General features: G+C 73.4%; 16 protein-coding genes. 9 read left to right on the top strand and 7 right to left on the bottom strand.

The window, feature by feature from the left end; all coding sequences use genetic code 11:
* Positions 1-20: 20 nt before the first annotated feature.
* From ACIBCT_RS36905 to ACIBCT_RS36895, 3 genes are all read left to right on the top strand, one after another.
* Positions 21-1,148 carry a hypothetical protein gene (locus tag ACIBCT_RS36905; RefSeq protein WP_399196644.1) on the top strand — a complete coding sequence of 376 codons (1,128 nt, stop codon included), beginning with the start codon at positions 21-23 and terminating at the stop codon, positions 1,146-1,148.
* A gap of 94 nt (positions 1,149-1,242) precedes the next feature.
* Positions 1,243-2,712: a hypothetical protein gene (locus tag ACIBCT_RS36900; RefSeq protein ID WP_399196642.1), complete on the top strand. Its 1,470-nt coding sequence runs from the start codon at positions 1,243-1,245 to the stop codon at positions 2,710-2,712.
* Positions 2,709-4,016, top strand: coding sequence for an AAA family ATPase (locus ACIBCT_RS36895; protein WP_399196641.1), 1,308 nt, complete (start codon positions 2,709-2,711; stop codon positions 4,014-4,016). Before ACIBCT_RS36900 ends, ACIBCT_RS36895 begins: the two co-directional genes overlap by 4 nt.
* 16 nt (positions 4,017-4,032) lie before the next feature.
* Here ACIBCT_RS36895 and ACIBCT_RS36890 read toward each other — a convergent pair whose 3' ends face one another.
* Positions 4,033-4,941 carry a helix-turn-helix transcriptional regulator gene (locus ACIBCT_RS36890; RefSeq protein ID WP_399196640.1) on the bottom strand — a complete coding sequence of 303 codons (909 nt, stop codon included), beginning with the start codon at positions 4,939-4,941 and terminating at the stop codon, positions 4,033-4,035.
* A gap of 102 nt (positions 4,942-5,043) precedes the next feature.
* On the opposite strand from ACIBCT_RS36890, the gene ACIBCT_RS36885 reads away from it, so the two are divergent.
* On the top strand, positions 5,044-6,432 hold the full coding sequence (locus ACIBCT_RS36885; protein ID WP_399196639.1) for an MFS transporter: 1,389 nt from the start codon (positions 5,044-5,046) through the stop codon (positions 6,430-6,432).
* A gap of 15 nt (positions 6,433-6,447) precedes the next feature.
* Here the strand turns inward: ACIBCT_RS36885 and ACIBCT_RS36880 are convergent, their stop codons facing one another.
* Both ACIBCT_RS36880 and ACIBCT_RS36875 read right to left on the bottom strand, forming a co-directional pair.
* Positions 6,448-7,398, bottom strand: a complete 951-nt coding sequence (locus tag ACIBCT_RS36880; RefSeq protein WP_399196638.1) for a GNAT family N-acetyltransferase — start codon at positions 7,396-7,398, stop codon at positions 6,448-6,450.
* A gap of 71 nt (positions 7,399-7,469) precedes the next feature.
* Positions 7,470-9,047, bottom strand: coding sequence for an MDR family MFS transporter (locus ACIBCT_RS36875; RefSeq protein ID WP_399196637.1), 1,578 nt, complete (start codon positions 9,045-9,047; stop codon positions 7,470-7,472).
* A 112-nt stretch (positions 9,048-9,159) separates the two neighbouring features.
* Between ACIBCT_RS36875 and ACIBCT_RS36870 the strand changes: the two genes are divergently transcribed.
* The 4 genes from ACIBCT_RS36870 to ACIBCT_RS36855 all read left to right on the top strand — a co-directional run bounded on the left by ACIBCT_RS36870 (position 9,160) and on the right by ACIBCT_RS36855 (position 11,501).
* A complete protein-coding gene (locus ACIBCT_RS36870; protein WP_399196636.1) occupies positions 9,160-9,711 on the top strand; it encodes a TetR/AcrR family transcriptional regulator in 552 nt (183 codons plus the stop codon).
* Entirely contained in the window at positions 9,708-9,992 is a 285-nt protein-coding gene (locus ACIBCT_RS36865) for a DUF4031 domain-containing protein (protein ID WP_399196635.1), read from the top strand. Before ACIBCT_RS36870 ends, ACIBCT_RS36865 begins: the two co-directional genes overlap by 4 nt.
* A 63-nt stretch (positions 9,993-10,055) precedes the next feature.
* On the top strand, positions 10,056-10,610 hold the full coding sequence (locus ACIBCT_RS36860; protein WP_344906268.1) for a type 1 glutamine amidotransferase domain-containing protein: 555 nt from the start codon (positions 10,056-10,058) through the stop codon (positions 10,608-10,610).
* Positions 10,611-10,973: 363 nt separating this feature from the next.
* Positions 10,974-11,501, top strand: a complete 528-nt coding sequence (locus ACIBCT_RS36855; RefSeq protein WP_399196634.1) for an ATP-binding protein — start codon at positions 10,974-10,976, stop codon at positions 11,499-11,501.
* Here ACIBCT_RS36855 and ACIBCT_RS36850 read toward each other — a convergent pair.
* From ACIBCT_RS36850 to ACIBCT_RS36840, 3 genes are read right to left on the bottom strand one after another with little or no spacing between them, the layout of a single operon-like run.
* Positions 11,388-12,941, bottom strand: a complete 1,554-nt coding sequence (locus ACIBCT_RS36850; RefSeq protein WP_399196633.1) for a wax ester/triacylglycerol synthase family O-acyltransferase — start codon at positions 12,939-12,941, stop codon at positions 11,388-11,390. The two genes, ACIBCT_RS36855 and ACIBCT_RS36850, sit on opposite strands and share 114 nt — an antisense overlap.
* A gap of 3 nt (positions 12,942-12,944) precedes the next feature.
* The gene (locus ACIBCT_RS36845; protein ID WP_399196632.1) at positions 12,945-13,079 is read right to left on the bottom strand and encodes a hypothetical protein; all 135 of its coding nucleotides are present in this window, start codon (positions 13,077-13,079) and stop codon (positions 12,945-12,947) included.
* 53 nt (positions 13,080-13,132) lie between these two features.
* Positions 13,133-14,203, bottom strand: a complete 1,071-nt coding sequence (locus tag ACIBCT_RS36840) for a PucR family transcriptional regulator (protein WP_399196631.1) — start codon at positions 14,201-14,203, stop codon at positions 13,133-13,135.
* A gap of 146 nt (positions 14,204-14,349) precedes the next feature.
* Between ACIBCT_RS36840 and glyA the strand changes: the two genes are divergently transcribed.
* Entirely contained in the window at positions 14,350-15,651 is a 1,302-nt protein-coding gene (gene glyA / locus ACIBCT_RS36835; protein WP_399196655.1) for a serine hydroxymethyltransferase, read from the top strand.
* Positions 15,652-15,893: 242 nt separating this feature from the next.
* Here the strand turns inward: glyA and ACIBCT_RS36830 are convergent, their stop codons facing one another.
* Entirely contained in the window at positions 15,894-16,994 is a 1,101-nt protein-coding gene (locus tag ACIBCT_RS36830; RefSeq protein WP_399196630.1) for an NADH:flavin oxidoreductase/NADH oxidase, read from the bottom strand.
* Positions 16,995-17,023: the final 29 nt, after the last annotated feature.

Genomic DNA, 17,023 nt, shown 5'->3' with positions numbered 1-17,023 from the left:
CTGGACGGAAGGACCGGCTCGTGAGCACGGTCCGGGACAGAGCCGTCGTGATCAGGCTCGACGAGCTGCGCGGGCCGGTGCCCTCGCGACCGCACGACGCGCGGGCCATCGCCGCGCTGGCCGCCAACCCCGGCTGCACCCGCAGGGCGGTGATGGACGCCGCCGGCGTGGACAAGGACCTCACGGCCCGGCACGTCGGCTTCCCCGCGCCGTTCGGCCAGTCGCAGTTCGCGATCACTCGCGGGAACGTGTTCGAGGCCCTGGTGAAGGAGAACGGCTGCGCCGAGCTGCTCCGGCTGCTGCGCGAGCTGCTGGACCTGCCCGTCGAGCAGGTCGGCTACCAGGACGTGGAGAGCGTCGGCTCCCACCTGCGCCACTCCCACACGCGGGCGCTGATCGACCGCGCGGCACGCCAGGACGACGGCTCCGCGGTCTTCTACGACCACCCGCTGCTCAGCCTGGAGATCGCCGGGCACACCTCCTACCTGGAGCCCGACGTGGTCGCCTTCCAGATCGGCGGGCGCTTCCACATCGTGGAGATCAAGTCGTTCGGCATGATCGACGGGCAGGCCGAGCCGGACAAGGTGGCGGCGGCGGCCCGTCAGGCGGCGGTGTACGTGCTGGCGCTGCGCACGCTCATGGCCGATCTCGGGCACGACCCGCTGCGGGTCTCCCACGACGTGGTCCTGGTCTGCCCGGAGAACTTCGCCAACCGCCCGACGGCCGCCCTGGTCGACGTGCGCAAGCAGCTCTCGGTGCTCAACCGCCAGCTCACCCGGATGACCAGGATCGAGCAGCTGCTCCAGGGCCTGCCCGCCGACGTCACCTTCGACCTGGCACCCGGCGAGGACGGCGTGCCGACCCGCTCGGCCGACGAGCTCGCCCAGGCGCTGATGCGGGTGCCTGCCCGGTACGCCCCGGACTGCCTGTCCACCTGTGACATGTGCATGTTCTGCCGTCACGAGGCGCGCGCCTGCGGGTCCACCGACCTGCTGGGGCGTCAGGTCCGCGACCAGCTGGGCGGCGTCTCCGGGGTGGATGAGGCGCTCGGCCTGGCCGAGGGCACCCGCGAGCCCGCCGAGGGCCAGGAGGAGATCGCCCGCCTGCTGCGGCTGGCGAACCGGTTGCGCGAGGAGTCGCTGCGGTGAGGACGGGTGACACCCGGAGGACCTCGGGGACGCCGTCGCCCTCCCCGCGACGGACCGGCGCGACCCGGGACGGCGCGGCGCGGGCGGTCCGCGGATGAGCGCGCTGACGGCGCTGGCGCAGCTGCGGGCGATCCGGGACGGTGTCGCGCAGCGGATCACCACGGTCCGGCACTGCCACGTCTCCGCCCAGCCGATGGTGCTCATCCCGCTCAAGCTCGCGGGTGAGGCCGCCGCGCCGCTGGCCGCCATGGTGGGCACCGACCCGGGCCATCCCCGGCTGCTCGTCGTGCCCCAGCCGCGCAACCGGGACCTGCGGTTCGCCTTCGCCGCCGGGCTGGCCGAGGTGCTGCTGCCGTACGTCGAGGGGTTCGCCAAGAGCACCGAGACGGTCGAGCGCAGGAGCGGCGAGCCGTACGAGCGGTGCCTGGACGCGCCGCAGATCCTGGTGCCGAACCGGTCGGCGGCCTCGTTCGTCGGGCTGCTGGGCCGCTCCACCCGGTTCCGCCGGGCCGACGGCCCCTACCCGGTCCACCCGTCGGTGCCGCTGCTCGGCCGGTGGCTGACGTACTTCGCCGACCGGTCGCAGCAGCCCGGCTCGTCGATGCTGCTGGTGGCGACCGAGGCGCTGAGCCTGCACTGGGCCACCGGGCAGAGCGGCCTGGAGGACGCCAACCTCGCGGCGCTGATGGGATGGATCGATCCCCCGCCCGGTACCTCCGGGCGCCAGGCCGCCGAGGAGGCCGAGGACCCGCTGCTGTGGCCCCCGGCCGGTCCGGCCACCGACCCCGGCTTCGACAACGAGGTGCTCGGTCCCGCGATCCGCGCCTACGAGGAGGCGCCGACCGACCGTGCCGTCGACCGGGTGAGCCAGGCGCTGCGCACCCAGCTCGACCCCACCTGGCGGCTGATGTGGCGGGCGGTGGAGCTGTTGCGCTCCCTGCCCGAGGGGGCGCGGGTCAAGGACCGCTGGGAGCTCGACCGCGGGTCGTTCACCCGGTTCACCGAGCGGGTCGCCGAGGGCGGGCCGCCGCAGGCGCGCAGGGACGGGGCGGTCGGCGCGGCGGCCCGGCTGGCCGGGCTGGAGCGGGCCCGGGCCAGCTACGACGTGCAGCGGGCCCACGACGACCCACTGCTCATGGCCGAGTACCGGCTGACCGGCGAGGCGTTCGCCGGGACGGTGACGTCCGCCGACCCCGAGCACAGCGAGGGCGAGGGCCGCTCGCGCAAGCTCCGGCCGCTGGTCACGGTCCGGACCGGCGACCCGGTACGGCTCACCCCCGGCACCGTGGTCGGCAGCCCCGACCGCCGCGGGCACGCCGCCGAGATCGTCGAGATCGCGGGCGGGGAGATCACCTTGAAGATCGTCAAGGGCATGGGGCGGGGCAGGACACCGGTCCCCGGGTCGGTGCCCGAGCCGGGCGAGCGGGTCTCGTACACCTCGCTGACCGACGACTTCCAGTCGTCGGCGGCGCTGCCCGATCCCGAGCGGACGCCGTGGACCCACGGCGGCCCCCCGCAGGAGTACGTCCCGAGCGACGACGACGCGCAGGAGGAGTGGCTGTGAGCGCCCACCCGACGCCGCGGCAGGAGGCGGCCGCCGTGGTGGACGCCGTCCTGGCCGACCTGCCCCGCCACCGCGGCGTGGTGGTGGACTCCCCTCCGGGCGCGGGCAAGTCCACGCTGGTGGTGCGGGCCGCCGGGCACATCGCCGAGACCGGCGAGCCGCTGATGATCGTCGCCCAGACCAACGAGCAGGTCGACGACCTCGTGGAACGGCTCGCGACCGAGCACCCCGACCTGCCGATCGGCCGCCTGTCGGCGAGCGGGTACATCACGCCCGGACGCATCCTCGCCCGTCCCAACGTCTCGGTCGCGGGCAAGCTCCCCGACCTCGGGGACCCCGCGGTGGTGATCGCCACCGCCGACAAGTGGGCCTGGGTCGGCGACCGCACCTGGCCCTGGGCCATCGTGGACGAGGCGTACCAGATGCGGTCGGACAAGCTGCTGCGCATCGCCTCGCTGTTCGAGCGGTCGCTGTTCGTCGGCGACCCCGGCCAGCTCGACCCGTTCTCCATCGTGGACGGCGACCGCTGGGCGGGCCTGTCGTGGGACCCGGTGCAGAGCGCGGTCGCGGTGCTGCTGCGGCACAACCCCGACCTGCCGGTGCACCGGCTGCCGGTCTCCTGGCGGCTGCCCGCCTCGGCGGCACCGGTGATCTCCGAGGCGTTCTACCCGTTCACCGGCTTCCGCGCCGGGACCGGTCACGCCGACCGGAGGCTGGAGTTCACCGTGGACGGCATGCGCACCTGCCAGGACCGGGCGCTGGAGGAGGCGGCCGCGTCGGGCTGGGCGCTGTACGAGCTTCCGAACCGCCACACCGTGCGCACCGACGCCGAGGCCGTACGGGCGACCGCGGAGCTGGCGGTGCGGCTGCTGCAGCGCGGCCCGGTCGCGTACTCCGAGCGGGGCGCCCACCCGGTGACCGCGGGCCGGATCGCCGTCGGCGCCGCGCACCGCGACCAGGTCGCCGCGATCAGGGCCGCCGGGGTGCCGCCGGAGATCACCGTGGACACCGCCAACCGGCTGCAGGGCCGGGAGTACGACGTGACGATCGTGCTGCACCCGCTCTCCGGGCGGCGCGACGCCACCGCGTTCCACCTGGAGTCGGGGCGGCTGTGCGTGCTGACCTCCCGGCATCGCCACGCCTGCGTGGTGGTGGCCAGGGCGGGCATCCCCGAGCTGCTGGACGCCCACCCGTCGGCCGAACCGGTCCAGCTCGGCGTGCCGGTGAAGTTCCCGGACGGCTGGGAGGCCAACCAGGCGGTGCTGGCCCACCTGTCCAAGCACCGGGTCCGGCCGGAGCGGTGATCCGCTCCGGGCGCGGTCATCCCGTGACGGTCACCGGGTGGATGTGCGCGGTCGCGGGGGCCCCTGGGTTCGCCATGATCCACTCCATGCGCTCGCGGCTCTCCTCGTCCGCGGGCGTGTAGACGACCATCCTGGTCTCCGGCGGCGACGGCAGCGCCATGCTGGTCGAGACGGTACGGACCTGCCCGCCGGAGAAATGGTGGAAGACCTTCATCTGGCTTCCCGGCCTGGCCACGTCGTGGGCCGCCCACATGCTCGCGAACTCCGGGCTGGCGGCCGACAGCGCGCGGACGAACCCGGTCCAGGCGGGCTCGCCCAGGTGCCGCCCGAACCCGGCGCGCAGGACGGCGACCATCTGGGCCACCTCCTCGGCCCGGTTGACGATCTGGCTGCAGCACTCCTGCATGGCGAAGATCTGCCAGAGCACGTTGCGGGTCGCGACCGGCTGGGTCACCACGTTCGGGAACAGGGAACCGTAGGCCGCGTTCCAGGCCAGCAGGTCGTAGCGGCCGTTGTAGACGGCCGCGGGGATCGGATCGAGCCGGTCGAGGATCACCTGGATCTCCGGGGCGAGCCGTCCGCGGGAGGCGTCGCCCTCGGACACGGCGGGCACGTCGGCGAGCCGGTAGAGGTGCTCGCGCTCGGCCTGGTCGAGCTCCAGGGTGCGGGAGATCGCGTCGAGGACCTGCACGCTGGCGTTGATCGGCCGTCCCTGCTCCAGCCACGTGTACCACGTGACGCCGACCCCGGCGAGCAGGGCGACCTCCTCGCGCCGCAGCCCGGGGGTGCGCCGGCGCGATCCCGGGGGCAGTCCCGCGGCCTCGGGGGAGATGCGCTCGCGGCGGTTGCGCAGGAACGCCGCCAGCTCGGCGCGGCGGGCGGCCGACCCGGCTCCCCTCCCGGCGCCCGGCGTGGTGACGGTCATCCCCCCATGGTGGCCGACGGGCGATCCGGTTGCCAGGTGGCGTCGATACCAGGATGAGCGGGCTCTCGTTACCCGTACCGGCCCGGTCCCAGGCTCCTTGCCATGACCGTGACATCGGCTCCGGCCCCGGCCGCCCGTACCTCCTCCCCCTGGCCGCTGACGGTGATCCTGGCCGGGCAGTTCATGGCCGTCCTGGACGTCTCCATCGTCAACGTCGCCGCCCCCGTGATCCGCTCCGACCTCGGCGCGTCGGGGTCGGGCCTGCAAATGATCGTTTCCGGCTACACCATCGCCTACGCCATGCTCCTCGTCACCGGTGCCCGGCTGGGCGGCCGCCACGGCGGGCGCCGCCTGTTCCTGTACGGCCTGGCGGGCTTCACCGCGGCCTCCCTGGCCTGCGGGCTGGCCGCGTCGGCCGGGCAGCTGATCGCCTTCCGGTTCCTGCAGGGCGCGGGGGCCGCCCTGATGGTGCCCCAGGTGCTGAGCATGATCCAGACGAGCTTCGCGGGCGCGGCCAGGGCCCGCGCGCTCGGCCTGTACGCCGCGGTGGTCTCCGGGGCCGCCGTGGCCGGTCAGGTGCTGGGCGGCGTGCTGGTCTCCGCGGACCTGTTCGGCTCCTCGTGGCGGCCGGTGTTCCTGGTGAACGTGCCGATCGGACTGGTCCTGCTCGTGCTGGGCGCGCGGCTGCTGCCCGCCGGGGGTCCGTCGCGGCACCGCGCGCTCGACCTGCCGGGCCTGGTCACGCTCTCGGCGGCGGTCGGGCTGCTGGTGGTCCCCCTGGTGCTGGGCCACGAGCGGGGCTGGCCGCTGTGGAGCCGGGCCGCCCTGGTGGCGAGCGCGGTGATGGCGGGCGTGTTCGTCCTGGTCGAGCGCAGGGTCGCCGCCCCGCTGGTGCCGGTACGGGTGCTGCGGGCGCCGGGGACGGTGCCGTCGGCGCTGGCGATCTTCGGGACGATGACGACCTACGGCGGGTTCCTGCTCGCCTGCGCCCTGCACCTGCAGGGACCGCTGGGTGACGACCCGCTGGCGGCGGGCCTGACGTTCGTGCCGGCCGCGGTGGGCTTCACCGTCGTCAGCCTCGGCTGGCGCCGCGTCCCCGGACGCCTGCACCGCCGGATGATCGTCGTCTCCTTCGGTGTGGCCGGGCTCGGCTACCTGCTGCTGTCGCCGGCGCTCACCGCGGGGAACCGGCCGCTGCTGGCGGCGGCGTTCGTGGTGATCGGGGCGGGTCTGGGCGGGGCGTTCAGCCCGACGCTGTCGGTGGGGCTGGCGCACGCCGCCCCCGAGGACGCCCCGGACGTCAGCGGCCTGTTCGTCATGATGACCCAGCTCGGCCAGGTGGTCGGGGTCGCCACGTTCGGGACGCTCTATCTGGGCTCGGGGTCGGTGACGGCCACCTGTCTGGCCCTGGCTGGGACGATCCTGCTCACCGGGGCGTGCGCGCTGCCGCTGCTGCGGCGCCGCCGAGACCTCCGGCCCGCGGCACCGTGACGACGGGTGGGGACGTCAGAGCGTGCGCCGCCAGACGTCGATGGCGAGCACCTGGCGCATGCCCACCGACAGGTAGAGGCCGAGCGCGGGCGTGCCGTTGTTGGCGTCGACGTGCAGGTAGGTGCCCGCCCGTCCACGGCCGGCGTCCTCGGCGAAGGCCCTGCGCAGCATGAACCGGCCCAGGCCCCGCCCCCGGAACCCGGGCCGCACGGCCAGGCGGCGTACGTAGCCGCAGTTCTCGTCGCCGAGGAAGGCGTCGGTGCCCAGCAGCATCGCCACCGGCTCGCCGTCCAGGCGGGCGAGCGCGAGCTGCGACCAGTCGGTGCTCGCGGAGGAGGCCAGCTCGTCGTACCACTCGTCGTAGCCCTTGGGGGCGAACCCGAAGTGCTCGGCGAAACCGGCCTGCTCCACGGCGTGGGCCTGGCGGCGCACCTCCTCGGTGAGCCCGTCGTGCACGGTCACGCCCGCGGGGAGGGCGGGGTGGCGGACCGGTGCGGTGTGGTCGGCCCGCAGCCGGACGAAGGTGGTGGCGGCGCCGAAGCCCCGGGCCGCTGCGACGGCGCGCTTGGCGCCGTCCTCGCGGTACAGGGCGATGTCCACCACGGCCCGGTCGTGGCCGAGACCGGCGGTGATCCGCCGGGCCCGCTCGGTCACGGTGTCCCAGAGCGGGCCGGTCAGCTCGGGCGCGGCGGGGTGCACGACGACGTCGATGTCGACGTTGTCGCCGGCGCCCTTGCGCCACGCCCAGGCCCAGCCGGTCAGGCGCCCGGTCGCGTCGTGGACCAGCAGGCCGTCGGTCCCGAGGTCGAAGGAGGGGTCGTTCAGCTGGTCGGCCACGTCGTCGAGGGTCATGTCGGCCTTGCCGATCACCTGGACGTCGCAGAGCGAGATCAGCTCGTGGATACGGGGGGCGTCGCCGGCCCGGGGCCGCCGGGTGACGTACCCGGCGGGGATGCTCGTCGTCATGTGCCCATCGTCGCGGGGGCGACTTGAGAATCACTGGGCCCGGACTTGGTCCGGGCACGGCCGGGGTCGCGTCAGTCCAGGGCCGGGACCGGCTGCTCCTTGGACTCGGCGGCGTCCCCGGGCCCGCCGCGCAGCGGGATCTCCTTGATGAAGGCCGCCAGCAGCGGCACCAGCACGGCGAACAGGATCGCCCACCAGAAGACCTCGGAGATGGAGACGGCCAGGGACTCCAGGAAGCCGGCCCGCACGTGCCCGGGGAGCCGGTGCAGGGCGGCCGGGTCGAACTGGGCCCCGCCGGAGGCGAGCTTCTCGCCCGCCGCGCCCAGCCTGCTCTGCAGACCGGCGGTGAGCTCGTTGTTGAAGATCGCGCCGAACAGCGAGACGCCGAACGAGCCGCCGATGGAGCGGAAGAAGGTGGAGGCGCTGCTGGCCACGCCGAGGTCCTTCTGCTCGACGCTGTTCTGGGCGATGAGCATGGTGATCTGCATCAAAAAGCCCATGCCGAGGCCGAGGACGCCGATGAACACCCCGGTCTGCCAGGCGGGCGTGTGCACGTCCATCAGGGAGAGCAGCCACATTCCCGCGGCCATGATCGCGCCACCGAGGACGGGGTAGATCTTGTAACGGCCGGTCCTGGTGATGGCGCGGCCGACGAAGAGGGAGACCACCATGGAGGCGCCCATCATGGGCAGCAGCAGCAGGCCGGAGTTGGTGGCCGTGGCGCCCTGGACGGTCTGCTGGAAGAGCGGCAGGAAGTTGATCGCGCCGAACATGGCGAACCCGAGCAGGAAGCCCACGGCCGAGATCAGGCTGAAGTTGCGGTCGCGGAAGACGTGCAGCGGCAGGATGGGCTCGGCGGCGCGGCGCTCCACCGGGACGAACAGGGCCAGCGTGACCACGGCGAGCGCAGCCAGGCCGAGGATCTGCGGCGAGCCCCAGGCGTGGTCGTTGCCGCCCCAGGTGGTGATGAGGACCAGCGCGGTGATGCCGATCGAGAGCAGGACCGCGCCGAGCCAGTCGATGCGGTGCTCGGTGCGCAGCCTGGGCAGCTTCAGCGTGACGGCCAGCATGGCCAGCGCGACGAAGCCGAGGGGCAGGTTCACGTAGAAGGCCCAGCGCCAGTTCAGGTGGTCGGTGATGAACCCGCCGACGAGCGGCCCGGCGATCATGGCCAGCGACATCACGGCGGCCATGATGCCCTGGTACTGGCCGCGCTCGCGGGGCGGGACCAGGTCGCCGATGATCGCCATGGCGTTGACCATCAGGCCGCCGGCCCCCAGCCCCTGCAGCGCGCGGAACGCGATGAGCTGGGCCATGCCGTCCGAGGGGCCGCCGAGCAGGTCGGAGCCGGCCATCCCGCAGAGCGCGGAGCCGAGCATGAACAGGGCGATGGAGGCGAGGAAGATGTTCTTCCTGCCGTACAGGTCGCCGATCTTGCCCCAGATGGGGGTCGAGACGGTGGTGCCGAGCACGTAGGCGGTCACCACCCACGACAGGTGGGTCAGGCCGCCGAGCTCGCCGACGATGCGCGGCATCGCGGTTCCGACGATCATGTTGTCGAGCATGGCCAGGACCATCGCGAGCATGAGCCCCGGCAGCACCACCATGACCTCGCGGCGCCGTCCCGGTGCGGCCGCTGTCTCCTTCACTTCCACGCCCCCTGGGAATCTGCTTACCTGCCGACCGGCTAGCGTCGGATATGCTGGGAATGTAGGCCGCTTACTTACCGGCCGTCAAGTTGATTCATCGGTAAAGGGAGCCATGAGGGAACACCCCGACACGCGGACGCGCATCCAGGAGACCGCCCTGACGTTCTTCATCGAACAGGGCTACGAGGCAACCTCGCTGCGCGAGATCGCCGAGGCCCTGGGCGTGACCAAGGCGGCTCTCTACTACCACTTCAAGACCAAGGACGACATCGTCCTCAGCCTGGCCGAGGACAGGTCGCGCACGATCGCCGAGCTCGTCGCCTGGGCCGAGCGGCAGCCGCGCACCGAGGAGACCCGGCGCGAGCTGGTCCGCCGCTACTCCCGGGACCTGAAGCAGGGCAGGCACCGCCAGATCATCCGGTTCCTGGAGCGCAACCAGACCTCGCTCAAGAACCACCCGATCATGGAGAAGGCCCGGGAGCACATCTTCCAGCTGGTCGACTTCCTGGTCGATCCGGACGACCCTCCCACCACCCGGCTGCGGAACAAGATGGCCCTGTTCGTGCTGCACTCCGCCTGGTTCATGATGCGCGACGAGACGCTCGCCGACGACGAGGTGGAGGCGGCCGCCCTGGAGGTCGCGCTCGACCTCGTCAGGCGGTGAGCGTCCTCATCGACCCGCCCGCGTGGCCGGGTCCCCGGGGACTGCTCTGGTCGCACCTGGTCAGCGACACCTCGGTCGAGGAGCTGCACGCCTTCGCCGAGGCGCTCGGCGTGCCGCGCCGGGCGTTCGACCGCGACCACTACGACGTCCCGGAGACGGTGTACGCGCGGGCCGTGGCGCTCGGCGCCGAGGAGGTGCCCTCCCGCGAGCTCGTCGCCCGGCTGACCGCCGCCGGTCTCCGCAGGCGCCGGATCCGGGACGGCAGCGACAGCCCCGCATAGGTCCCGGCGTATCGGGCATCAGGCCCGGGTGAGGACATCACCGCACGTCACAGAGGGGACGACATGCTGAACGGCAAAACGATCGCGTTCCTCGTGGCCCCGGAGGGCATCGAGCAGGTCGAGCTCACCGAACCGTGGAACGCCGTCAAACAGGCGGGGGGCACGCCCCGGCTCGTCTCCACCGAGAAGGGTCAGGTCCAGGCCTTCAACCATCTGGAGCCGGCCGACCGCTTCCCGGTGGACGCCACGGCCGACGAGGTCTCGGCCGCCGACTTCGACGGGCTGGTACTTCCCGGCGGTGTCGCCAACCCCGACCTGCTGCGTACCGTGCCCGAGGCCGTCGCGTTCGCGAAGGGTTTCTTCGACGCGGGCAAGCCGGTCGCGGCCATCTGCCACGCGCCCTGGACGCTGATCGAGGCCGGCGTGGTACGCGGCCGCAAGGTCACGTCCTGGCCGAGCCTGCGGACCGACCTGGGCAACGCCGGGGCGGAGTGGGAGGACCGCGAGGTCGTGGTCTGCTCCGCGGGCCCGAACACACTGATCACCAGCCGCAAGCCCGACGACCTCAAGGCCTTCTGCCAGGCCGCGGTCGACGCCTTCTCCGGAGGGGGCGGCTGACCCGTCCCGTCCCCGGCACGGCCGGGGGCTGCGTCGGCGGCGCGCCGGAACCCACCCGTTCCGGCGCGCCGCCGCCGTTCCCGGTCTCCTCCTCGCCGTTCCCGGCTTCCGCTCGTCCTCATGCGCGACCCGGCCTCTCGCGTCGTGCGCGACCCGGCCTGTCGCGTCCCCGTACGCGACCCGGCTTTTCGTGGCCTCGCGCGCGGTCTCGCGGCGGGGTGTTTCCCGCCTCCGACCTGGGCGATCACGGTCCGGCCGCGCCGCCTCGCACCGGCACCGCACGGGCGGGGAATCGGCCGTGGCCGGTTAGGCCCGGACGTGCAGGGCAAGTGCTCTGGCAACCGGCTGTGAAAGGAGGGGACCGTGGAGGCAACCATCGCGCTGCGTCTGCCGCGTGACGCCGCGAGTGTTCCCGTCATCAGGCAACTTCTCGACTCCTCGCTGCAGGCCCTGGGCGTCATCCCCCAGATCCGCGAGGACATCCAGCTCATGCTCTCGGAGGCGTGTTCCAACGTCATCCAGCACGCCACCCCCAGCGACGACTACATGGTCAGCACCGAGCTGTCCCGGGACCGTTGCGTGATCAAGGTGGTGGACGCCGGCAACGGCTTCGACTTCGACGGCGCCTCCTCCCCCGCCCCCACCTCCGAGCACGGCAGGGGACTGCTGATCATGCAGGCCCTGGCCGACGACATCCGGTTCGTCAACCGGCACGAGAAGGGCTCGATCGTCTGCCTGGAGAAGGCACTGCGCTTCGTCGACGACGCCCCGGGGCTGTCACTGCTGCTCAACGAGGAGCTTGAGCTCGACGAGGGCGTCCCCCAGGTAGTCGGTGACGGTCCACACGTCGGGGACCATCTCCCGGCAGGCGATCACGCCGACGTCAAGTGAGCCGTCGTAGGAGAAGACCGTGATGTTCAGCCCTCCGCTGGCGTCGGTCACCACCGAGACCGGGTGGTACGCCAGCAGCCGGGCGCCGCTGATGTAGAGCGGGAGCTGCGGGCCCGGGACGTTCGAGATCATCACGTTGATCGGGCCCGCGCTCCCGGCGAAGAGGTTGAAGGCGGCGCGCGCGGCCAGGCCGGTCAGCGCGGCGGGCATCATGTCGCTCATCTCCTGCAGCCAGCGGGCCGGGGCGAGCGAGGAGCGCTCCTTGATCAGCCGCATCGCGTCGCGTACCGCCATCAGGCGTTCCAGCGGGTCGGCCACCTGGGTGGCCAGCGTGGTGATCATGATGGTCACCTGGTTCCCGGTCCGCCGGTCCCCGGGGGTGCGCAGCGAGAACGGCACCCCGGCGACGAGCGGCTGCTCGGGCAGGGAGCCGTGCTTGAGCAGCCACTGGCGCAGCGCCCCGGCGCACACGGCCATCACCACGTCGTTCACGGTGACGCCGAGGGCGTTCTTGACGAGCTTGACGTCCTCCAGCGGCAGGGTGGTGAAGGCGAACCTGCGGTGCGCGCTGATCCTGCCGCTGAACGGGGTGCGGGGGACGACCATGCGGGGCATCTCGGGCACCTCGGCGGTCCCGGCCAGCCGGTTGGCCAGGTGCCGGGTGGCCCGTGAGATCGTCCTGGCCCCGGGCATCTGGGAGACCAGGGGGATCTCGTCCAGGTGCGGGACCGCGTTGACCAGGAAGCGCACCGTGTTGGCCGGGTTGACGACGGCCTTGGCGATCCCCCTGGCGAGCATCTCCCGGGTGTCGATCGTCTCCGCGGGCTCGGCGGGCTCCACGAGCCCCGAAGGCCCCGCGGGATCCTCGGACCCCTCGGATCCCGCGGACTTCGCGGACTTCGCGGACTTTCCGGACTTCGCGGCCCTCTTGGACCGCGGGGACTCCGGGAACTCGGGCTCGGCGAGGTCGGGCGGTTCCGGCGAGGTGTCCAGCAGGCCGGCCAGCACGTCGGCACCGGTGACGCCGTCGACCGCGGCGTGGTGCACCTTCATGTACAGGGCCGTGCGGTTCCCGGCCAGGCCGTGGATCAGGTACATCTCCCACAGCGGCAGCCGCCGGTCCAGCCGGCGGGCGTGCAGCCTGGCCACCTGCTCCCCGAGCTGCTCGTCGCTGCCGGGCGCGGGCAGCGCGAGCTCGCGCACGTGGTAGTCCAGGTCGACCGCGTGCTCCTCGGTCCAGTAGGGGTGGTCCAGTCCGAGCGGGACGGGCACCAGCCTCATCCGGAAGGGCGCCGCCAGGTGCAGCCTCCTGGCCAGCAGCGACACCAGGTCGCCGCGCGACAGCCCGCCCGACAGGATCGCCAGCCCCCCGATGTTCGCGACGTTCGTCGAGGTCTCGAAATTCAGGAACTGCGTGTCCACCGCGTTGAGCTGTCGCACCGTCTACCTCCGGGAAGTCGTCCTCCCATCCTGCTCCCGTGAGGTCGTCAGGGCCAGCGCCGCGAGCGCGGCGAGCATGACCACCGACACCAGGACGAGTGACAGCGGGATGAGAGCGAACACGACGAGAACGGTCATGATCTCACTGATCAACTGCGACACCGGAAAGCCCTGCCCGGTTCGTCCGGCCGTTACACCGCGTTCCAGCGTCCGAGCTTCAGCGCGAGATGGAGTTCTAACCTGTGGGTTCCGTTCTTGAGGTCGCGGTCGGCCAGCTGCTCGATCCTGGTGAGCCGGTAGTACAGGCTGGTGCGGTGCAGGTGCAGCAACCGGGCGGTCTCCTGGACGTCTCCCCCGCTGTCCAGGTAGGTCTCCAGGGTGACGACGAGCCCGGGGTGCTCGCGCAGCGCGTCCAGCGGCCCGCCGGCATGGCCGGAGGCGTCGGTGACCGGTTCGGCCAGCAGCCGGTACACGCCCAGGTCCGGCCAGCGGGCGACGGGTCCCAGCCTCGGCTCGGCCGCCGCCGCCCTGGCCGCGACGAGCGCCTCGCGGTGCGCCCGTACGGCCGACTCCAGCCCCGGGTGCACGGCGCTCACCCCGGCGCCCGCGCCGGTCCGCGCGACCAGCCGCTCCCCCAGCGCCACCGCGTCCTCACCGCGGTTGAGCAGCAGCACGGCGTGCCGGTCCAGCATGGTGAAGGCCGGGGGGCGCAGTGTCCTGGCCAGTTCCGCGCCGACCGCCTCGCGCACCCCGGCCGGCTCCCCCCGGAGGGCGAGGACGCGCAGCGGTCCCTCGCCGAGCACGCCGGCCGCGCGCCGCACCCCGATCTCGCCGGTGAGCAGGTGGCCCAGGGTGTGGGAGCTGCCGCCGTCGTCGAGCAGGGCGGCGATCGCGGCGGCGTCGCGCACGGCCCTGGCCCGCTCCTGCGGGCTCAGCGGGCCGGCCCCCTCGATGATCCACAGGTAGCCGACCCGGCGGTCCTGGTGGAGCAGCGGCACGCAGAGCCGGCCGACCATGCCGAGCGCGGCGTTCTCGGGGACCCTGACCGGCTCCCTGGCCGTGCTCACCCCGTGCGCCTCCTGCCAGGCGGTCACCTCCGCCGGGACCGACCGCGACAGGATGGCGTGCGCCCTGACCGGGTCGGCGTCGCCGTGGTGGGCGCTGTGGGCCACGACCCGGCCCTCCAGGTCGTCCACGGACATGCCCCGGCCCACCGCCGCGGCCAGCGATTCCAGCAGTTCCTGAACATCATCCGCGATCACCGTCCGATCCTACATATGTAGGAAGGATCTCCACCGGCGGAACGATGACGGGCCACCGCGCGCGTCGTAGCGTCACAGTAGTCACAGTCCGGGCGCGCGTCTCGCCAGAGCCGTCCGGCCGATCGGCGGAAGGACGTTCTTTGGAGATGCGCAGCCGCGTCGCCCCGTGGGCCCCGCCCCGGGCACAGCTGCGCCTGACCGAGCTGGAGTCGGAGGTGTCCGGGCTGGGCCTGGACGCGGTGACCCGGCTGGTCGACGCGGTGCTGGCCGAGCACCGGGGCCGCCTCGACGAGGACGGCGTGGTCCTGTACGCGGGCACCAACACGATGAGCGAGCGGGCCAGGGCGGCCCACGAGATCTCCATGGGATGCCGTCCCTCGATGGGCTGGCCGGGCGACAAGTACCAGACCGGCCTGGACGAGCTGGACGTGCTGGAGGTGCTCGTCCCGCTCCAGGTCGCCGCGCTGATGGGCGGCGAGTTCGCCGAGGTGCGGCTGCAGAGCGCCACGCTGGCCAATCTGGCCTGCTACAGCGCGTTCACCGCCCCGGGCGACACGATCGCGGTGCCGCCCGAGGAGGCCGGGGGCCACGGCGCCCGGAACGCGCGGGCCGTGGCAGGCATCCGGGGGCTGCGGGTCGCCGACCTGCCCTACGACGCCGCGCGGCTCGACGTCGACCACGACGCCCTCCCGGCCTTCCTGCGCGAGCACCGGCCCGCGCTGGTGGTGCTCGGCACGGGGCTGATGCTGTTCCCGTACGACGTCGCGCGGGTGCGCGCGGCCTGCGACGAGGTCGGCGCGCTGGTGGTGTACGACGCCTCGCACGTGGCGGGGCTGATCGCCGGCGGCCGGTTCCAGTGCCCGCTGGGCGAGGGCGCGCACCTGCTGACCATGTCCACCTACACCTCCTTCGGCGGCCCTCCGGGCGCGGCCGTGGTGACCCGGGACGAGGAGCTGGCCCGCCGGGTGTCGGCGGCGGCCTACCCGGGCCTGACCGCCAACTACGACGCCTCCCGCCTGGCGCCGCTGGCCGTCGTCGCCGCCGAGCACGCCGCCGGGGGCTCCGGCTACGCCGACCGCTGCCTGGCCAACGCCCGGGCGCTGGCCTCGGCGCTGGACGCGGAGGGCTTCACCGTCTTCGCCGCCGACCGGGGCTGGACCGCCTCGCACCACGTGGCGGTGGACGCCACCGCGTTCGGCGGCGGGGACGAGGCCGCCAGGCTGCTGGCCGAGGGCGGTGTCTACCTCAGCGGCATCGGCCTGCCCGGCCAGGCGCCCGGAGAGCCCATGCGGGGCCTGCGGATCGGCACCCAGGAGGTGACCCGGCGCGGTTTCCCCCCGGAGGCCATGGGCGCGGTCGCGGCCCTGATGCGCCGCCTGCTGATCGACGGCCATGATCCCGCCAGGGTGCTGCGGGACGCGGTGGCGCTGCGCCACGCCACCCCATGATCCCGGACCGGCCCGCTCGACCCCCGGAGGCTCGCCTCCTGGCGGGCCGGTCCGCTTCCCCCTCCTGCCGGTGACCGGCGGGACGGCCCGCGTCCCCCCTCGCGGGCCGCCCCGTCCCGGTCCCCGCCCCGAATCCCGTCCGGTCGCGCTCGCGAGCGTGTCCGGAGGGGATCGGCGTGGCCGCCGTGAGGTCCCGCGGGACCCGGTGGACCCCGCGGGATCGCGCGGAACCTCGGGGCGGGTCAGACCGCCCGGTGGTACTGGTCGGGCCAGCGGGCGCCGGCCGGGGCCAGCTCGCGGGCGGCGAGGTTGGGCCAGTAGGGGTTGCGCAGCAGCTCGCGGCCGAGCAGCACGGCGTCGGCCCGGTCGGAGGCGACGATCTCCTCGGCCTGCCGGGGGTCGGTGATCTCCCCGACGGCCCCGACCGGCAGGTCGGTCTCGGCCTTCACCCGGGCCGCGAACGGCACCTGGTAACCGGGTCCGGTGAGGATGCGCGCCCTGGGGACGTTGCCTCCGGAGGAGACGTCGAGGAGGTCGACGCCGTGGGCGAGCAGGTCCTTGGCGAAGCGGACGGTGTCGTCGACGCTCCAGCCCTCGCGGTCGTCGGCGGGGTCCTCGGCGAGCCAGTCGGTGGCCGAGATGCGGAAGAAGACGGGAAGCTCCTCGGGCCAGACCGCGCGCACCGCGTCGACGACCCGGAGCGCGAACCGCGTCCGGCCCTCGTAGGAGCCGCCGTAGGCGTCGGTGCGGTGGTTGCTGAACGGCGAGAGGAACTCGCCGATCAGGTAGCCGTGCGCGCCGTGGACCTCGGCCACCCGGAAACCCGCGGCCAGCGCCCGCCGGGCCGCGGCGGCGAAGGCGTCCACGAGCCGGTCGATGCCGTCGGCGTCCAGCTCCTCGGGGACGGGGTGGCCGTCGGCGAAGGGGATCGGGCTCGGCGCGACCGGCCGCCAGCCGTTCTCGCCGGGACCGGTGGGGGCACCGCCCTGCCAGGGGCGGCGGGTGGAGGCCTTGCGCCCGGCGTGCGCGAGCTGGATGGCGGGCACGGCACCGTGCTCGGACAGAAAACGGGTGATGCGGGCGAACGCCTCCTGCTGGCGGTCGTTCCACAGGCCGAGGTCGGCCGGGCTGATGCGGCCCTCCGGCGTCACCGCGGTGGCCTCGGCCATGACGAGCCCGGCGCCGCCCACCGCGCGGGCGCCCAGGTGGGTCAGGTGCCAGTCGGTCGGCACCCCCTGCTCCGGCCCCTCCTCCGCCGCGCAGTACTGGCACATCGGAGACATCCAGATCCGGTTGGGGACGGTGAGGCTGCGCAACGTCAGGGGCTCGAACAGGGCGCTCACGGCCGTACTCCTTCTCACGCGGGGGCATC

The organism is Streptosporangium sp. NPDC050855 (assembly GCF_044456585.1).
GTDB classification, from domain to species: Bacteria; Actinomycetota; Actinomycetes; order Streptosporangiales; family Streptosporangiaceae; genus Streptosporangium; species Streptosporangium longisporum.
This window is presented reverse-complemented; position numbering and strand designations above follow the sequence as displayed.